Here is an 18,121-nt window from a genome sequence, read left to right as displayed (position 1 = left end):
TAAATAAAGAATAGACTTATGAAACTAAAGAATATAGTATCATTGGCATCCTTGTCACTTTTACTGGGAGTAGCTTCTTGTAATGTGTTGGATACTCAACCTTTTGAAACGTATGATGAAGCAACCGTATGGGGATCTAAATCGACAGCTGATGCTTTTGTTACCGGAACGATAAGTAATGTGATGTATGGTTATGTGAACGGAAATCAGACAACCTGGGAAGAACGTACAAGTAATGCTGTTCATTCCAACGGAGGAATAGGTTTCGTTCGTGAACAGATGGACCGGTACAGTGGTGATGGAGGATTAGGGGACTTCGGGAATATTCGCCGTTGCAATCTGATTATCGAGAAAGCGGCTGAATATACGGGTCAAGGCCTTTCGGATGCAGATTCTAAAGACTTGATAGCGAAAGGCAAGTTATTACGTGCATTGCTCTATTACCGTCAGGCTCGTACGATGGGACGTTTTGTATGGGTCGATCGCGTATTGGCTCCGGCTGATACGGCTAGTAATGGAATGATGATGCCTACTACAAAAACAACAACGGAAAGTTATACTTATATCTTGAACGATCTGGATGCTGCTATTCCTGATTTACCTACTTCTGTAAAAGCAGGGGAATTGTCTCGTAATATGGCTTATGCCTTTAAGTCGGAAATAGCGTTGCAGGCTGCCGCTTACGAAGCAGACGCTGCAAAAAAGAAGGAATGGCTGAAAGCCTCCATTGCTGCAGCTGATGCTGTGGAAGGTGCTTCTTTAGGAACCAGTTACGGAAATATCTTCAATGAAAAAGATCCTTATTCCAGTGAGATCATTTTTGCTATCTATCGGGATAAGGCCAATACGAATACGGATGCCATAGCACCGCTACAGAATGTGATGCCCAATACCAATAATGATAACCTGGTAAAGAATGGCTGCGGTCCGTTGTTCCAGACAAATGGCGGACAACCTTTTATCGGTTGGTTATGGTGGGCCCCTACACAAAATTTAGTAGACGGTTACGAAGTGATCGATGAGGCGACCGGACAAGGTGTGGTTTGGAGCGAATCGACTCAGTTTAAGAATAATGTAACGCTTGTCCAGGGGGCGGCCCCTGATTGGGCGATCGATCAGGAAAAGGCAGAAGTATTGTTTTATGGAAATACGAAAGGAGATAAGCCTATCAACGAGATTATGTATAGTAACCGTGATGCCCGTTTTTATGATACTTTCGTGTATGATGGGACGACCTGGTGGAATGAAGATATTCATTTAACCGTGAATGGTAACTTGTGGCGTAAGGTAAATGGTGGCTTAGGTCCTCATATGGGATTAACTAATTATTACTGGCGCAAAGGCGTATATAATGTAGAACCTCGTGTTTTGGCCGGAACCCCGACCGATTATCATTATGTGGTAACCCGTTACGGTCGCGTCCTGTTGAACAAAGCTGAAGCGATCTTGTGGTTGGCAGGAATGGGAGAGGGTAATTATGCCGATGCTGTAGCTATCTGTAACCAGACTCGTACTGTTCATGGTAAATTACCGGCTAAACAGGTGAATAGCCTGGAAGAGGCCTGGAAGTTCTACAAACAGGAACGCCGTTGTGAATTGACGATGGAGAACGATTATTACTGGACCTTGCTACGTTGGGGTAAACACGGAGGATATGCTAATAACGGCGTGGCACCGGGTGGTAAGATTGCCGGATTTACAGAAATACCTACTTATGTAGAGATTACAAATGATCGTAAATCATTCTATGTCGGTAAAGTGACCCACGGTGACAATGATATTCGTGAATTCCGTGAAGACCGTCGTTATCTGCTTCCTATCCCACAGGGACAGATCGACCGTAATGCTAATTTAGGTCCCCAGAATCCGGGTTGGTAATAGATGATTAATCATTAATATAAATGAAGTATGAAAAAGAATATGATAAAACTGGTGAAGAATAGTCTGTTGTTAATGCTTGTTTTAGTATGCTCTTCATGTCTGAAAGGCAATTTGGAGGATCTACCTGCATTCGAGGAAGCGAACATCACCGATGTGAAGTTTGACTTCCGCTATAAAGATCCGACCGATGAATGGATCAACGGTGAGCCGATTGTAAAAGTCGTTACATTGACGGTCGGTGATAAGGTAATCAATACGGAAGCCGGAACGATCACTTGTACGGTTACGGTTCCTGCGGCCGACGGTCCTTTTACCGAAGCGATTCGCAATACGGTAGCACTGACTAATCTTGTGGGGAAATTCAATCTTTCTACGGCTGCGGTTATAGCTCCGCAGGACGGAGCTCCGACATTAGGTACTCCCGGTGATTTTTCTACTACACGCAGATATGTGGTGACAGCTGCTAATGGTACGAAAAAAGATTGGACAATTCAAGTTACTGCTTTAAATAAGTAACTATATTTATACCCTTAGATCTGAAATCCTGAGGCTGTCCGTGTCTCTATATAGATCGGACAGCCTTTTCTATAATGTACTAATGTAAAAATGAAGAAGATGATGAAAACTCATTTTTGGTTCTTGTGTTTTGTATGTTTGTTCGTTAACCATTCATTATTTTCCCAGGGAATTTCGAATGAATCCTGGCGGAATATCACCGGAGAGAAATACGACTGGACGAAAACGATGCGTCCCGAACAACCTTATATGCATCCGTACCATCAGATGCAAGTAATGAAGATCATGTTGTCTTATCCGGATGAAAAGGGAGACCCAGTGCTTTGTTATACCTTCGAGCAGGTCTTGTCTTTGGTTAAACAGATGGATGCTGTAACGAGAGGACTTCCGAAGACATTGTATCTGGTCGGATGGCAATATAACGGGCATGACGATAAGTATCCTGCCTGGTTTGAAGTGAATAATCACTTGAAAAGGGAATGCGATGCCACCGGACGTGAATCATTGTTGTGGCTGGCGAAAGAAGCGAGGAAATATAATACTTATATTAGCGTCCATGTGAATATGACGGATGCATATGAGGACAGTCCCCTTTGGGAAGAATATTTGTCCAAAGGTTTTATTTCCCGGAATACGGATGGAACACCGATGCAGATTGGAGTTTGGAATAACCGTAAAGCCTATCAGGTCTGTTATAAGAACGAATGGGAGAGCGGCTATGCAGTAAAGAGGATTGATGCTTTGTTGGAACTATTGCCTTTTATTCAGGAAGCCGGATCGATTATGATAGATGCTTTCTTTGTGCGTGACAATCCTTATGAAAAGATTTCGTGGGCGGAAGAAGAAAACTATCAGCGAAGAATATTCCGGTATTTCAGAAGTAGAGGTATTGATGTAACCCATGAGAGTTTTAACCGCTTGCGGGAAGGAAAAGACTTGTTTATCGGTGTAAGTCCGTGGTATTTGTGGTTTGAAGCGACTGAAAGCGATTATATGAAATATCCGGCTTACATGACAACCGGCGGTGCTTCTTATCTTTTTGCCAAGCAATTTCCTGATCTGACCAAAGAACAGCTCCAACTGGGCTTTCTGTTTGGTATGAGCGGACGCGGTGAAGATTGTTTCGGTAATTTGGAAAACGGATCTTTGCCCGATGTCAACTGGATAGATAAATACCGTTACCAGTTCTATACGGGAACGCTGCCCTATGTTTACCTGAACCGTTACAAGCGGGAAAAGTTGGTAGGGAAAGGCGGAAATCGTGTCGTTTACTACAACGACGACCTGGTTGTTTCGCTGAAAGATTCTACCATCATCCACCATGGACAGGTGTTGAGGGATAAGGATGACCTTTTCATGCCGGTCCTTTGGCGTGGCGAACGGGAATATATGGCCTACTCTGTAAAAGGGTATACCGGCAAGTCTTGGCAATTGCCACCCGACTGGTCGGACGTGCAAAGCGTGGATATTTATAAGATAACACCTTCCGGTATCTTTTATAAAAGCAGTGAAGTATGTGCCGACGGATGTGTCCGCCTGTCGCTCGAGCCGGATGAAGCAGTATCGGTAATCCCTTCTACCGGGCGTAATAAATCTGGTTTTTAATATCTTAAAATTCTAACTTCATGAAACATTTATTATTGTATGCATTATTTGTCTATATAGGGATTGGTTGTTGCCAGGATACAGCACTGGCACCCTACACGTATGCAGTGGCTGAGACTCCGTGGAACGAAGCTCTGGGTAACCATCGTGCCGTACTGGCGGTTGACGCTCCGGCTGAAGCGGTCAAGCTATCCTTCGACTGGCGGCGCCCCGATAAGGAGGTGGAGAACCGTCGTTTTCTGATTGTCGATGCAGAGACGGGAGATACGATCCCCAACATCCAGCGACTGGAAGTCAATAACGAACAATGTGAGCTTCTGTTTGGCCCTGTCAAAAAGAAAGGCACTTATTTCTTTTATTACCTGCCTTACCTGGTACAGGAAGGACATGGTAATTATCACCGGGGATATTATCCGAAGGAAGAGGCACCTGACCGGCAATGGCTGGCCGTTACGTCGTCCGGATCTTCTGTCGGGCAACTTCCGGAAGCTACGATCGTCCGTGTAGAATCGCGTACGCAGTTCGACAGTTTCTATCCGATGGAAGTTGCAGCTTCGGCCAGTGAGAAAGAGAGTTACCGGCAAGCCAATCCCGGACACTTTCTCGTCTTCCCGGAAGATCGCTCATTGCCTATACGTATGAAAGCAGATGTTCCTTATAAATGGTTGCAAAGTCCATTGCAAACGTCGTTTACCGGGAAAGCCCAACCGAACGAATATTACACCTTCCAGTTAGGTGTGTGGGCTGCAAAAGACGAATTGAAGAGTGTTACTTATGAAACATCCGGCTTGAAAAGTGGAAATAACCTGATTCCGGCGGAAGCGATTACTTGCTTCAATATAAATGGAGTAAATCCGAAAGGAAAACCGTTTACCAAAAAGGTGAGTGTAGCTCCGGATGCCGTTCAACCATTATGGTTCGGGGTGGATCTGAAAGCAGACCAACCCAGTGGTACGTATAAAGGCGTCGTTACTGTAAAGGATGAAACAGGATATGCTGTTCCTGTAGAAATAGAGCTGAAAGTGTCCGGTAAAATGCTGGCAGACCGTGGCGATGGCGAACTTTGGCGTCATAGCCGTCTGCGTTGGCTCAACTCAACCCGGGGAATCAGTGACAAACCGACCGAAGGCTACACGGCCATGTCGTTGACCGACAACCGTGTTTCCTGCCTGGGGCGTGAGGTGTCTTTCGACAGGCAGACCGCCCTGCCGTCGTCTATCGACTCGTGGGGACAGGAAGTGTTGGCTTCTCCCGTGCGCTTTGTCATCCGTACAGCTTCGGGAGAAAAGAAGCTGAACGGGACGATCGATCTGACGGGGCGATCCGAAGGAAAAATATCGGGTGCCTGGAAGGCGGAAGACGATGACTTGGCACTGGCTTGTACAGGCACGATGGAGTTTGACGGCTGGATGAACTATGTCTATACCATCACTCCTAAAAAAGAGTTGCAGATTGAAGACATCCGTCTTGAGATACCGATGAAAAGCGAAGCCTCCTCTTATTTCATGGGATTTGGTTTGCCTGGGCAGGAAACCCCGGCTAATTATTCCGGAGGGTGGGATAATCAAGGAAAGACGGTACACGATTTTGCCGTTTCCATCCCGACCAACAAAGGAGCTTCGTGGCTGTGGCCTTTCGACAGTTTCTGGTGCGGTTCCGAAAAAGCTGGTATCCATTGCGAATTGCGCGGGGCAAGTTATACCGGTCCGCTGTTGAATCTTTATCGTCCGGCTTATCCCGAAAGCTGGTATAACAACGGCAAAGGCGGTTTCCGTATCAACCGTAACGGTAACCTGACAACGGCGACGGCATACAGCGGTGCGCGTACTCTCAAAACCGGCGAAGACTTGACGTTCGATTTTTCTTTGCTGCTCACCCCGGTAAAGAAAGTAAATAGCCGCAGCCAGTTTACCAACCGGTATTACCATAATGGGGGTACTCCCAGACCGGAGGCCAAAGATGTGGAGACGGGTATAAAGATCATCAACGTACATCATGCCAACGACCTGAATCCGTTCATTAATTACCCGTTCATGACAGCCGATTCCATCAAGGCTTTTGCGGATGAATGGCATGGCAAGGGTTGTAAGGTGAAGTTGTATTATACCATCCGCGAGTTGACCAATGTTGTCCCGGAAATCTGGGCATTGCGCAGCTTGGGCGATGAAATCTTGCAAGGCGGTAACGGGGGCGGTTTCCCTTGGTGTTGCGAACATTATGTGACCGATTATACTCCTCAGTGGTACCAGCATTTTGATAAAGGAGAGAAAAGAGGTGTCATTGCCGATGCATCTGTCTTGACGGCAACAGGCGATTCACGTTGGTACAATTACTATGTGGAAGGATTGGCATGGTTAGTGCAGTATACCGGCATCGATGGGTTGTATCTGGATGATGTCGCTTTCGGCCGTGACATGCTGAAACGGATGCGTCATGCGATGGAAGAGGTGAAGCCGGGTTGTATTATCGACTTGCATTCGAATACTGGTTTCTCACGTGGACCGGCTACCCAGTATACAGAGTACTTCCCTTACGTGGACAAGGTATGGTTTGGCGAAAGTTTCATGTATAACGAAATGTCTCCGGCAAACTGGCTGGTAGAAGTCTCCGGTCTTCCTTTCGGCTTAATGGGGGATATGTTGCATGGTGGAGGTAACCAATGGTTAGGAATGCAATATGGCATGACGAATCGTTTGCCTTGGTATACTGAAGGTGTTGTTGGTAATCCGCGGCATGTTTGGAAGCTGTGGGATGAATTCGGGATCATGGATGCGCAGATGATCGGCTTCTGGGAAAAGAATCCGGTTGTGACCGTTTCAGATAAAGATGTGAAAGTAACGACGTACGTGAATAAAGGCAAGACACTGCTGTCGATCGGTAATTATTCCAGTACGAAGAAGCAGGTTAAACTGAATATCGACTGGAAACAATTAGGTCTGAATCCGTCGTCTGTCCGTATGCAGGCTCCGGATATTACCGATTTTCAGAAAGCACGGGAGTTTACGCCGACCGATCTGATTCCTGTCGATCCGAAACGCGGATGGCTGATCCTTTTGAGTGAATGACTATTATTTTGCACCCGATTCATAAAGTTTGAATTTTATCATGAAAATATCTTTGTATGTACTTACAATTCTGTTTTGTCTGTCTTGTTGTACACAGAACAAACTAGAGGAGATCTCTATCCAATTGGATAAAGAAACTCTGAATCCGGTACGTAATCCCGGAGAAAAGGGAACCCTTCGTGTTACCGGTCATTATTCTAATGGAAAGACATCCGATCTCTCCTTATCCGATATCGCTTTATCCGTACGTACAGTCAGTGCCAGTGGAAATGTCGAGGTTGTCGCTTTATCCGGTGATCAGTTAATCCCGAAGGATGGCGGACTGGCTGAAGTGACTGCCGTCTATCAGAAAGACGGTGCCACTTATCAGGCGAAAAAGAGAGTCGTTGTTGCCCCTTATTATCGTGATTACCACCAGACCCTGGTGTTGAAACTTTTTATGGGGTACGATGGCGAACTGAATGAACCTGATCCGAACAACGTGATTTTCCAAAAAGAAGACCCGTCATGCCTTTGTACATTCGCTCAGGCGCTCGATGTGGTGAAACGAGTGGATAATCTGACACGCGGTATCCCGAAGATCATTTACCTGGTCGGTTGGCAGCGTGGTGGTCATGATCATCTTTATCCCGACTGGAGCGTCGTCAACCCTAAGCTGAAACGCGAAGAAGATGCTACAGCTCTCGAAAGTCTCCGTTGGCTGATCCGTGAAGCACGTGCTTATAATACGACTATCAGTCTGCACATCAATATGGTCGATGCTTTCGAGGAAAGTCCTCTTTGGGATACTTATATCAAAAATGATATTATTGCACGTGATGTCAATGGAAACCTGAAATCCATCTGGGAATATGTCAAAGGACATAGAGCTTATCATCTGAGCTATACGAAAGAGTGGGAGAAAGGCTTCGCCAAAAAACGTATCGACAACCTGATCGGGATGGTTCCCGAACTAAAGGAAGGCCATACCATTCATATCGACGCTTTTATGGCTTACTGGCAACCGGAAAACCGTCCGTTAAGTCCTTGGCATGCCAAACCGGAGAACGGAGGGATTGATATGTATAAAGAGGTAGAAACACAGCGGAAGATATTTAAATACTGGCGCGAAAAAGGGTTCGATGTTACCGGTGAAGGTATTTTCTGGGCTCATCCGGCGGGAGAAGGTTTTGTCGGTTTGCAACCTATGTCGTGGTGGTTTCCAGCGGATATAAACTTCCAGATGGAAGTCCCCGAACGGCTATCGGCAAGGGGACGGACACATCGGGACGGACAAGGTGATTTTCGTTTCGGTTCCAGTATGCAAGGTGAAGAGATTTTTCAGAAAGACAAGGATAATCTTCCCGGTTTCCTGTCTCAGTTCTGTACGATGACGTTGCCCTGGTATTATCTGAGTCGTCTCGAACGTGTTGCTTTTATCGATGACGCGTTGTATTACAGTGATGGTGTCGTAGCCCGTGTGGAAGATGGAAAGAACATCATCCGCAAAGGCGATTTTATCCTGCGTGAGAACGATAATCTATTTGTTCCAGCTCTTTGGAATGAAAACGAGATCATCGCCTATTCCGCAGAAGGTTACGATAACCGCAGCTGGCGGATGCCGGAAGGTTGGGAAAAAGTCAGCTCAGTGGATATATATTCCATAACTATGAATGGTTCGACATTGAAACAATCCGCAGTGCCGGTGAAGAATGGCCTTCTTATGCTGACGTTGGAGAAAGAGGAAGCGGAAGCGGTTTCGATTGTTCCGGCAGGGATACCGTTACATTAATTCTATAAAAATAATCCTTGGATTATTGCAGAATGATTCAAGGATTATTACTTTTGTAAAATCAAATAAATCAGTATTAATATAAAAAATCTTAGCTATGACAAAAGAAGAGAAGGAGGAGCTTATCCGACAGAAAGAGAACCTGAAATTATTATTTGAATTTCATACAGGAAATCGGGTAATAAAGAAGGAACCGGAATTTGAGCAACATATTAATGATATATTGGATATGATTGCGGAAATAGATGAGATATTGAAATCTGAGTAAAAACAAAATCCCAACAAAAGGGAATTAAACTTATATATTTATGGAAGATTTATCTAAATTCTTACCTACAGCAGATATGCAGGCCGATTTTGAACTGTTTAAAAACATGACGCCCGAAGAACGTGCGATGTTTCAGGAAAAGCGGGCACAGAAGATAGAAGCGATGCCGGGCGATGAGAAAATGATTTTTACTGAAGCTACAGAAAAAGGGTTGAAGGCTATAAAGTCAGAATTACAGGATGTTAAGTTGGCATTGGAGTTAGGGGACGTTGCGAATGCTTTATCGTTGAGTTATATTGCGAAAGAGTATTTTGGTAAAAGTAAAACCTGGCTTTATCAACGTTTAAACGGTAATAAAGTGAACGGAAAACCTGCCCGGTTTACAGAAGATGAACGGAAACGCTTTGCAGCAGCTTTACTGGATTTGAGTAAAAGAATCAATGAAACAGCACTTAAATTTGTATAGTTTAAAAGATTGTTTTGATTATCTGGCTGATTATTCACTTGCCGGATAATCAAAACTGAATCTTATTAAGTTCCGAACCGCGAAGTATCTACGGATTTCACCTTTTTCTCTTTGTAGCCACCGAAGCTGTAACGGAGTGTCAGGGAGACGGAGCGTATATCCTGGAACAACTCCATCCGGCTCTTTTGTCTTTGTTCGTCGATATGGGTGAGAGGTTTCTGGCTATTTAGTAGGTCAGAGCCTTTAAGCGTCAGGCGGAGTCTCTTTTTGGGGAGTGTCCATACCAGTGCGGCATCGAGGCTATACAGGGGATCGATGTCGTAAATGCCCTGGATCGCCGGCGAACTGTAATCGCCGCTGATGTCGAGCGAAAGGTTCTTGTCGCGCGTCAGAAAGATCGTATTTGTCAGCATTGCCCGCCCGAACAACTTCTTCCTGTCGAAGCTGATATCGACTAGCGTGCCTTTGTCGTGGATGCTGAACCCCATCAGCGTCAGTCGCGAACTGAGCACTTCGCCGGCACGAAAAGGAACAACGGCCATCAGTCCGTACATCGTATGCGTATCCAGGTTGATGGAATGGAAGACCGATTGCAGACGGTCGTGTTGCTGATACGACATCTGCTGTATCTTGTCGGGTTGGAAGTTAGCGAAAGCCCCCAGTACATATTTATTCTTTATGACATATGTCAGTTGCATCGAATAGTTCAGTTCCGGTTTCAACTGCGGATTACCTTTTATCACGCTGTAGATATTCATATAATAGGTATTGGGAGTTGTTGCCCAATAGGAAGGATATTTTCTGTTACTCGACAATGAGAACTGTAACATATTCGAACGGTTGATCCGGTAAACGGCGGAAAGCGACGGAAACAAGTCTGCCTGATCCCATAACGTACCCTTCTTTCCGGCAGAATCAACTGAAGCCTTGTAATAATGGACAGCCAGCGAAGCATTCAGCGTGAATTTCTTTCCGAACGAACGGGAGAAACCGCCGAATATACCCGCCGAATGTTCTTTTTGTTTCATATAGAAGGTCCCTTCGCTTTCTTTTTCATTATTCAGAAGGGCGGAAGCCTCATTGGTCGTCCCCGATAAGGAGGCTTCTGCCCCGTAAGAAATCTTCCATCCTTCTCCTACGACAACGAAGTGGTTGATATATATATTAGCTCGTTGTGATTTTTGCTTGCTCTCGTTGCGTCTGTCCTGGTCGTTGCTGTCTTCAAAATTATTAACCAGGTCCTGCAAGGATTTATCTTTGTAGAAGGTGTAGTCGATGCCGGCATTCAGGTTTTTATGTCCGTTGTAGTCGATCCGTGTGCTATGCAGAAACGAAGGACCTGTAGTCCGGCTGGTCGTATTAACGGTTTCGATACCCTTGAAATCTGTCTGTCCGCCCCTCAGGGATACTGGCTTGTCTTGTACATATTTTCCTGTGTAGGAGGCCGACAGCTTGTCTTTATTGCTGAAATCATATTCGAAGGCACCCCGCAGGTTATGGGAGATGCCTTTGTTTTCCGACCAGTTCTTTTGCAGAATATCGTATTTTGTACCGTTCACGGTCGGTTCTGCGTGCATATCTTCTGTCGAACGTCCGTGACGGTAATTGGCCGAGTAGGAGAGGTCGGCGGCATACTTCTTTCCGGTATAGGACAGATTCATCAGTGCTGTAGGAGAAAAATACCAGGCCTGTTTTCCTGTCAGCGATATTTCTCCTTTCAGGATATCCGCCAGGCTCCGGTCGTTCTCAATAACCACATTGATCGATGCGCCTCTTACACCGTATTGGGGTGGAGTGCTGTACATCACTTCTATCTTTTTTACCTTGGACGAAGGAGTTGCTTTCAGCATGTCGGCCAACTGTTCCGATGTCATTGAACTTTTCCGGCCGTTGATGATGATGGTGGTTTCCGAGGTACCGAGCAGGGAGATATTGTCGCCGCTTTTGCCTACTCCCGGTAGTTCCCCCAATATATCGAACGCATTATCCACCGGTTTGCTTTTCATCAGGTTGGGAATGTCGTATTGCAGTTTTCCGTCGGTCATCTTTACCAGCGGCCGTTCCGCTTTGACGAATACTTCCGGCAGGTTCAACGTGATGCTGTCGTTGACCAGGATGGTTTCGCTACCAGTCTGTTTTTGTGCCAGCATTTGTGTGGGAAGCGAGAGTAAGCCGGCTATCGGTAATAAGTAATAGATTCTTTTCATGGCCTTTTGTTTTTATACGAAAGGTAGGGAGGACGCCAGTGATTACCAAAAAAGGCTTTCATTTGGTAAGACTAAATAACATTCGGCGAAAACTGTGTTATTTTGATTTAAAGCGGGAAGTTGCATGGCGGAGATTCCTTATATTTGTTTGCATGAAATCATCGTTCAAGTATATCATTCTCTTGGTTATTCTGTCTTTGTCGGGAATCTTCGTCTACCAGTTGTTCTGGATAAACGGATTATACCATTCCCTGCAACAGCAGAACAGGGAGTACATTATGCAGGCTATCCGCAATGCCGACCATGTCGAACTGTTTAGTCGTGCTGACTTTATCAGCAAAAAGACGAATAAGCAACGGGTAACGATATCGCAGGCCGATGATCGGGGAGGAGTTGCCCTGACTACCCGTTTTTCAGATAAAGATTCGGTCATTCAACCGGTCAGCATCATAGAGAAGAAGGCGTCTCTCTCTTATGCAAGCGGAGTAGATGAGGATATGAAGAAAGTTCTGCAAAGCTACTCAGTCAAAGTGGGCGACGATTTCAAGTCATTGGGTGAGCTGGGTTTACAGATGCAGCGTAGCCTTCATGAAATCATCGACACGATCTCTCCTGTTAATATAGCAAAGTTCGATAGCCTGCTGGTAGCTAATCTACGGGAAAAGAACCTGAATCTCCGCCATTTCACGGAGATACGTCTGCTTACCGACAGCACGGTCATTGCCACTTCCGTCCCTGAAGGAGAAGATTTGTCACGCTATCACCTGTATATCTGGAAATACACTACTTTTACTCCAAGAGCTTTCTATGTCTATGTGGAATCCACTCGCATGGCTTCACTGGCTGGTATGACGGGGATTCTGGTTTCTTCTTTCCTGATTCTGCTGATTCTTGCTTTATCGTTTGCCTATATGATTTGGTTTCTATTCCATCAGAAGACGGTGGAACAGTTGAAAGATGATTTCACGCATAACGTTACTCATGAACTGAAAACACCGATCGCCATTTCGTATGCCGCCATTGAATCTATTATCCATTATAACCTGCTGGATAATAGAGAAAAGGCTGATAAATATCTGCACCTTTGCCATGAGGAACTGGAACGCCTGGGCGGGATGGTGGAACAAATCCTTTCGCTCAGTTTAGAGAAACGGAAAGATATCCGTCTGGTGATAGAAAAACTGTCTTTGAATGATTTGATAGCCAGGCTCGTGGAGCAACAGAAGATAAAATCGTCCCGCTCTTTCCGCATTCGGACAGAGTATCAGCCGGAGGAAATCACGTTGAGAGCAGACCGTATCCATTTGTACAGCATCATCAGCAACCTGGTGGATAATGCCATCAAATATGCGGATAAAGAACCGGAAATAACGATACGGGCGGTGGCGACGGAGGGAAAGACACAGATACGGGTACAGGACAATGGTCCTGGCATCCCCGAAGAATACCGCCGCCATATTTTTGATAAGTTCTACCGCATACCCTCTGTCCGTCAGTCACCGGTGAAAGGCTATGGCATCGGACTGTTCTATGTGAAGACTATGGTGGAGAAACATGGTGGGAGCGTCACAGTGGAATGCGAACCCGGTAAAGGCACCTGTTTTATAATTACATTACCTCAATAACCTGAGATTATGAACATACTATTAGTAGAAGATGAAGTCTCTTTGGCAATGATCGTAAAAGATGCCCTGGAAGAGGAAGGTTACGAAGTTGCTATTGCCCGCGACGGTCTGGAGGGGCTCGAACAGTATTTCAGGGAGCATCCCGCATTGATCATTGCCGACGTGATGATGCCGGAGGTGGACGGCTTCGAGATGGTTCGCCGCATTCGCCGGATGGATAAGGAGGTGCCCGTACTGTTTCTGAGTGCCCGTTCTTCGGTGGACGATATCGTGTTCGGTTTCGGGCTTGGGGCGAACGATTACCTGCGGAAGCCTTTCAGCCTCCGTGAACTGATTGCCCGGGTGAAGGCTTTGACAGTGAAAAGCCAGTCTGAACCGGTAGCCGTTATTTACCATGAACTGGGACTTTACACCTTTTATCCCTCTACCCAGACTTTGCAGATCGGCGGTGAGGAGATCGAACTGTCATTCAGGGAGTCGGAGTTGTTGCGGCTTCTTTGCGAGAGCGGAACTTTGCCGGTCGATACGAAGGATATCCTGCTGCAACTCTGGGGTAACGACAGCTTTTACAATACCCGCAGCCTGCATGTATTTATCACCAAACTACGCCATAAATTAGAGAAAGACCCCCGTATCAAAATATTGAATGTACGGGGGATCGGATATAAGCTGGTCGGCGGACGGCTCTGACTTTTAAAGGCTTATCACTTTCCCTTCTTTCCTGCTTCTTTCTGCCGCAAAGGCTATCAGATGGCTTTCCAGCGACTCGTCGAGTGGTGTGCTCATCAGGCTGGCATCCTGGCGGCGGATGGCTTCGATCCAGTCGCGGATCATACCGGTATCACCGCCACCGTGGCCTACGCCTTCGTAGTTCAGGGCGTCTTCGGCATTGGCATTGTATGTTTTTGAAACGCCGGTGGCGAAGTCGGTATGGGTGAACTCTTCCATGTCGCCGACGATGTCGCCACGCGTCCCCATGATACGGGTACGGCGTCCGCCATACGAAGTGAAAGCCTCTATCGAGAAGTTGACCGTTACGCCGCCTTCAAATTCCATCAGCATCATATAATGATCGAGCTGGTTGTTCTCGCAATGGTAGACGCATTTGCCATACGGTCCTGTTTTCAGGTTTTCGAGGATGACGTCGCCCTGTTTGTCCGGGTCTTCCGGCAGGTCGAATACGTATAGCCAGGTGCGGTCGCGGTAGTAGATTTTCAGGGCGGAGAAAGGGCAGGTCGCTTCTGCCGGACAACCGTCGGTACAACGGGCCGGAGCACCTTCGGGGGCGTTTTCCGCCTTAAAATGCGCCAGGTCACCGAAGGCTACCACTTTCTTACAAGGTTTGCCGATGATCCAGTGGAGGATATCCAGGTCATGACTCGATTTGGCAAGGACCAGCGGCGTACTCGCTTCTGCGTTGCGCCAGCTTCCGCGCACATACGAATGGCTCATATGTACATGTTCTATCGGTTCGAAATGCTGGATGCTGACCAGGTCGCCGATCGCTTTGCTGCTCACCATCTCTTTCAGCATTCCGAAATAAGGCGAGTAACGGAGCACATGCGTCAGACCGACGATCTTTCCTTTTTCTTTGGCATAGGCTACCAGGCGACGGCATTCCTCGTCTGTCTGTGCGATCGGTTTTTCAAGGAGGATATCATATCCCAGGTCGAGCGCTTTCATACAGGGGGCATAATGCAGATGGTCGGGGGTAGCGATAATGACGGCATCGGCAAACTTGGGACGGCTGAGCATTTCTTCCCAGGTGGCGACACGGTTTTCCCGGGGTACATGGTATTTGTCACCATATATGTTGCGGCGCAGTTCCACCAACTCGGCAATGCCGGTGATTTGCAAATCTTCCGGGTGCTCCAGTGAATAATCGCCGTACAATTTTCCTCTTCCGCTGGCTCCCAACACGATGGCTGTTACGGGAATGGTCTTCTCTGTGTTCATGATCTAAGATGATTATAAGTAAATATTCCCCAAATATAGGATAAAATCTTTATAAATCGTTCACCTGTTATTCTTTATCGGTCTTTGCCATTAGTTGCAGCCAGAGGAATAAGGCTCCCGGTACCATGATGATCGCGGCAGATGCCAGTAAGGCGATCCTGAGCGAATACATATCGTTCAGCCAGCCGATGAACGGAGCGATGGCGGCAAACATCAGGCGGATGATAAAGTTACGGATGGAAAGGACGGTGGCACGCATCTCCGAAAAGGTCATCTGGTTGATGTATCCTTTTAATATCGGGGTGGCAAAGCCTCTTATGATATAAAAAACGAACAGGATGGCTAGTCCTGCGTAGGTCAGGTTGAAGGCGAGTGCCACGTAACCGCCTGCCACGAATGTCAGGATCAGAATGCCCATCTTTTTGGGACCGAAATAGCTGTCCACACGGTCCGAATAAAGAGCGGCGATCCCTACGGTCAGGTTCAGCACCGTCCAGATTACGCCGAACCACGAAGTGGGCGTATTCATATACATCAGGTAAGGTTGTACGAACCACGCCATGGTGAGTGTGGCAGCTCCGATAATCCCTGAGAACATAATATTGTAACAGAGCCTTTTATTAGTGACTAGCGAGTACCTGATGATCCGTACGATCTCCTGTACAGGACTTTGCACCTTACTTTTAATATTCAGTTCCTGTAGGGCGAAGGCTGCCGGAATGCCGCTGAATGCGATCAGTGCCTGTGCATAAAACGGATAACGCAGCGAGTAAGCCGCCAGCAATCCGCCGAAAATACCGGCAATGGCTTCGGCAAAGTTACCGATCATGGTGATACGCCCTTCGTAACGCAGATAAAGGTTTTCCTTCTTATATTGGACTGTCGTATCGTATAGCAAGGCGGAGTCTGCCCCGTTGACCAGCGTTTGCCCTGTTCCCAATAGTATTTCGGCTATGACAAAGGCGGCGAAGGTGGAGGTGAAGGAGTAACAGAGATACCCAAAAAAGAAAAGAATGCATCCGAGTATGAGGCATTTGCGTCGTCCCCACACGTCGGCCAGATATCCGGAGGGTATCTCGAGTGCCACGGCTGCGATTGAATAAACGCTCTTCAGTATAAATACATCCTGCAATCCCAGTCCGTGATCTTCATAGAAAAGCACGATGATTGGCATGACCAGGGTGAACCATTTGGATAGTTTAATAATGTATAGCGCAAGTATGTTTCGTTTCATCTTGTCCGGAAATCTATCTTTAATCGTTGGGCAAAGGTACGTATATTATCAGTCTTGCGTCTTACAGGGACGAACCATTTTTCTCCCGGCGGTTTGGAGTAGTCCATGTGAAATGTTAAATACAGGTATGTATACATTCATCTTCTTTGCTTTACGAATGTAATGTGTGTTTTACGAATTTGTCGTAATATCCTTGCTTCTTTGAAATATTATCTCTTTATTTGCGCTATGTTGTATTAAATTCAAAGGGATTATGAAAAGGATATGTTTATGTGCAGTGGCAGTGATGTTGGTAGTGGGACTGAATGAATGTAAGAATGGAGCAAAGAATGAAGGCCCGTTGCCTGTATTGGATTTTCGTGCGGATATTCCGGACAGGGAGGCCGCTTTGCAGGATTTGGGAAAGGTACGTTATTTCCGTCTGCAAACGCCTGAAAACGTGTTGCTGGGCGACCAGATGAAACTTATTCCCAGCGAAGCCGGGTTGTTTTTTATCGGGTCTTCTACCGGCGACGTGATCGGTTTCAATAAGAAAGGCGAGATGATCAGCCATTTTAACCGCAAGGGGCAAGGCGGTGAAGAATATGCCCGGATACGCCATATCCTGTATGATGAGAAACGTCAGGAACTTTTTTTAGATGGAATAACCCAGATGCAGGTTTATGGTTTGGACGGGACTTATAAAAGGTCTTTCAGTCTGCCGGATTCTTTGCAGATGGATGTAATCGAATCGCTGGATGAGAATGCAATGGTCTTTCTGGATATGAAAGGCGCTCTTTTTGTGAAAGAAGGTGAGACCGCTAAAATAGATGATAATCCGGAAGCAAGTAACCAGCCTTATGTCCTGATGGATAAGGAAACCGGAAAGAAGATCGAACGTCTGCCTATCGTCTCCGACAATCGTTATCGCAGTATGATCGTAACTACCCGCGACGGACGTCCCTTTATCCTGCTGAACCGTATGAGAAACCTGCTATCCTGTGGCGACGGAGGATGCCTGATCAGCGAACCGGCTGCCGATACGTTATATCAGTTGTCGCCCGACCGTCAACTGAAACCTGTCTTTACCAAACTGCCGTTATCGACAGAGAAAGATGGAAAGATCGCTTGCGAGATCCGGGCATTGACTCCGAATCAGATGCTTGTCAACGCTGTCTTCCTGAAAGATGAAGGTCAAATGAAACTGCGTGACGAACTCTATTTATATAATGTAGCAGAAAACTCTTTCTCGCATGTCAAACTGACAAATAAAGACTGGCGGAACGGCGACATGATGAACTTTGTCTTCAATAATAACAAGCTCTATTATACCTTATATCCTTTTACTTTGCTGGAAGCAATGGAAAAGAACGAACTGGGCGGAGACCTGCTGGAGATAACCAAAACATTGGACGAAGACGAAAATTTGATCCTTATGGAAGTAAGTCTCGATTGATTTGGCGTTATTATTTATTGTCAGTTAGTAAAAAAGTTATTACTTTGCGACAGTTTTACACTACTAACAATTAAATGATAACAAACTGATAC

Annotated in this window: 13 protein-coding genes; 10 read left to right on the top strand and 3 right to left on the bottom strand. The window is 46.2% G+C overall.

Going from position 1 to position 18,121, the window contains the following annotated elements:
- The first annotated feature begins 18 nt into the window (after positions 1–18).
- The 7 genes from K6V26_RS12445 (at position 19) to K6V26_RS12415 (ending at position 9,572) form a co-directional block, all read left to right on the top strand.
- On the top strand, positions 19–1,878 hold the full coding sequence (locus tag K6V26_RS12445; protein WP_048314959.1) for a RagB/SusD family nutrient uptake outer membrane protein: 1,860 nt from the start codon (positions 19–21) through the stop codon (positions 1,876–1,878).
- Positions 1,879–1,908: 30 nt separating this feature from the next.
- Positions 1,909–2,397, top strand: coding sequence for a DUF5018-related domain-containing protein (locus K6V26_RS12440; RefSeq protein WP_007658170.1), 489 nt, complete (start codon positions 1,909–1,911; stop codon positions 2,395–2,397).
- Positions 2,398–2,496: 99 nt separating this feature from the next.
- Complete coding sequence (locus tag K6V26_RS12435; RefSeq protein WP_224265477.1) at positions 2,497–4,002, top strand: endo-alpha-N-acetylgalactosaminidase family protein; 1,506 nt, start codon at positions 2,497–2,499, stop codon at positions 4,000–4,002.
- A 20-nt stretch (positions 4,003–4,022) separates the two neighbouring features.
- Positions 4,023–7,067, top strand: a complete 3,045-nt coding sequence (locus K6V26_RS12430) for a glycoside hydrolase domain-containing protein (protein WP_224265476.1) — start codon at positions 4,023–4,025, stop codon at positions 7,065–7,067.
- Between the two features lie 40 nt (positions 7,068–7,107).
- Positions 7,108–8,838 (top strand): endo-alpha-N-acetylgalactosaminidase family protein, encoded by a 1,731-nt coding sequence (locus tag K6V26_RS12425; protein ID WP_224265475.1) that lies wholly within the window; start codon positions 7,108–7,110, stop codon positions 8,836–8,838.
- Positions 8,839–8,935: 97 nt separating this feature from the next.
- Positions 8,936–9,106: a hypothetical protein gene (locus tag K6V26_RS12420; RefSeq protein ID WP_224265474.1), complete on the top strand. Its 171-nt coding sequence runs from the start codon at positions 8,936–8,938 to the stop codon at positions 9,104–9,106.
- 40 nt (positions 9,107–9,146) lie between these two features.
- Complete coding sequence (locus tag K6V26_RS12415) at positions 9,147–9,572, top strand: DUF5053 domain-containing protein (RefSeq protein WP_224265473.1); 426 nt, start codon at positions 9,147–9,149, stop codon at positions 9,570–9,572.
- A 65-nt stretch (positions 9,573–9,637) separates the two neighbouring features.
- On the opposite strand, the gene K6V26_RS12410 is transcribed toward K6V26_RS12415, so the two are convergent.
- Positions 9,638–11,779, bottom strand: a complete 2,142-nt coding sequence (locus K6V26_RS12410; RefSeq protein ID WP_224265472.1) for a TonB-dependent receptor domain-containing protein — start codon at positions 11,777–11,779, stop codon at positions 9,638–9,640.
- Positions 11,780–11,931: 152 nt separating this feature from the next.
- Between K6V26_RS12410 and K6V26_RS12405 the strand changes: the two genes are divergently transcribed.
- Both K6V26_RS12405 and K6V26_RS12400 read left to right on the top strand, forming a co-directional pair.
- Complete coding sequence (locus K6V26_RS12405) at positions 11,932–13,404, top strand: sensor histidine kinase (protein ID WP_224265471.1); 1,473 nt, start codon at positions 11,932–11,934, stop codon at positions 13,402–13,404.
- 9 nt (positions 13,405–13,413) lie between these two features.
- Entirely contained in the window at positions 13,414–14,094 is a 681-nt protein-coding gene (locus tag K6V26_RS12400) for a response regulator transcription factor (RefSeq protein ID WP_010802741.1), read from the top strand.
- Between the two features lie 3 nt (positions 14,095–14,097).
- Here the strand turns inward: K6V26_RS12400 and K6V26_RS12395 are convergent, their stop codons facing one another.
- Both K6V26_RS12395 and K6V26_RS12390 read right to left on the bottom strand, forming a co-directional pair.
- Positions 14,098–15,360 (bottom strand): Gfo/Idh/MocA family protein, encoded by a 1,263-nt coding sequence (locus K6V26_RS12395; RefSeq protein ID WP_224265470.1) that lies wholly within the window; start codon positions 15,358–15,360, stop codon positions 14,098–14,100.
- 67 nt (positions 15,361–15,427) lie between these two features.
- Positions 15,428–16,594 carry an MFS transporter gene (locus tag K6V26_RS12390; RefSeq protein WP_224265469.1) on the bottom strand — a complete coding sequence of 389 codons (1,167 nt, stop codon included), beginning with the start codon at positions 16,592–16,594 and terminating at the stop codon, positions 15,428–15,430.
- A gap of 253 nt (positions 16,595–16,847) precedes the next feature.
- On the opposite strand from K6V26_RS12390, the gene K6V26_RS12385 reads away from it, so the two are divergent.
- The gene (locus K6V26_RS12385) at positions 16,848–18,029 is read left to right on the top strand and encodes a 6-bladed beta-propeller (protein WP_224265468.1); all 1,182 of its coding nucleotides are present in this window, start codon (positions 16,848–16,850) and stop codon (positions 18,027–18,029) included.
- Positions 18,030–18,121: the final 92 nt, after the last annotated feature.

It is taken from the genome of Parabacteroides goldsteinii (genome assembly GCF_020091425.1).
Taxonomy (GTDB): domain Bacteria; phylum Bacteroidota; class Bacteroidia; order Bacteroidales; family Tannerellaceae; genus Parabacteroides; species Parabacteroides goldsteinii.
The sequence above is the reverse complement of the archived record's forward strand: the minus strand, read 5'-3'. Positions and strand labels throughout refer to the sequence as shown.

Coding starts and splice junctions, on each gene's coding strand:
- K6V26_RS12445 (WP_048314959.1), top strand. CDS start 19: ATGAAACTAAAGAATATAGTATCATTGGCATCCTTGTCACTTTTACTG.
- K6V26_RS12440 (WP_007658170.1), top strand. CDS start 1,909: ATGAAAAAGAATATGATAAAACTGGTGAAGAATAGTCTGTTGTTAATG.
- K6V26_RS12435 (WP_224265477.1), top strand. CDS start 2,497: ATGATGAAAACTCATTTTTGGTTCTTGTGTTTTGTATGTTTGTTCGTT.
- K6V26_RS12430 (WP_224265476.1), top strand. CDS start 4,023: ATGAAACATTTATTATTGTATGCATTATTTGTCTATATAGGGATTGGT.
- K6V26_RS12425 (WP_224265475.1), top strand. CDS start 7,108: ATGAAAATATCTTTGTATGTACTTACAATTCTGTTTTGTCTGTCTTGT.
- K6V26_RS12420 (WP_224265474.1), top strand. CDS start 8,936: ATGACAAAAGAAGAGAAGGAGGAGCTTATCCGACAGAAAGAGAACCTG.
- K6V26_RS12415 (WP_224265473.1), top strand. CDS start 9,147: ATGGAAGATTTATCTAAATTCTTACCTACAGCAGATATGCAGGCCGAT.
- K6V26_RS12410 (WP_224265472.1), bottom strand. CDS start 11,779: ATGAAAAGAATCTATTACTTATTACCGATAGCCGGCTTACTCTCGCTT.
- K6V26_RS12405 (WP_224265471.1), top strand. CDS start 11,932: ATGAAATCATCGTTCAAGTATATCATTCTCTTGGTTATTCTGTCTTTG.
- K6V26_RS12400 (WP_010802741.1), top strand. CDS start 13,414: ATGAACATACTATTAGTAGAAGATGAAGTCTCTTTGGCAATGATCGTA.
- K6V26_RS12395 (WP_224265470.1), bottom strand. CDS start 15,360: ATGAACACAGAGAAGACCATTCCCGTAACAGCCATCGTGTTGGGAGCC.
- K6V26_RS12390 (WP_224265469.1), bottom strand. CDS start 16,594: ATGAAACGAAACATACTTGCGCTATACATTATTAAACTATCCAAATGG.
- K6V26_RS12385 (WP_224265468.1), top strand. CDS start 16,848: ATGAAAAGGATATGTTTATGTGCAGTGGCAGTGATGTTGGTAGTGGGA.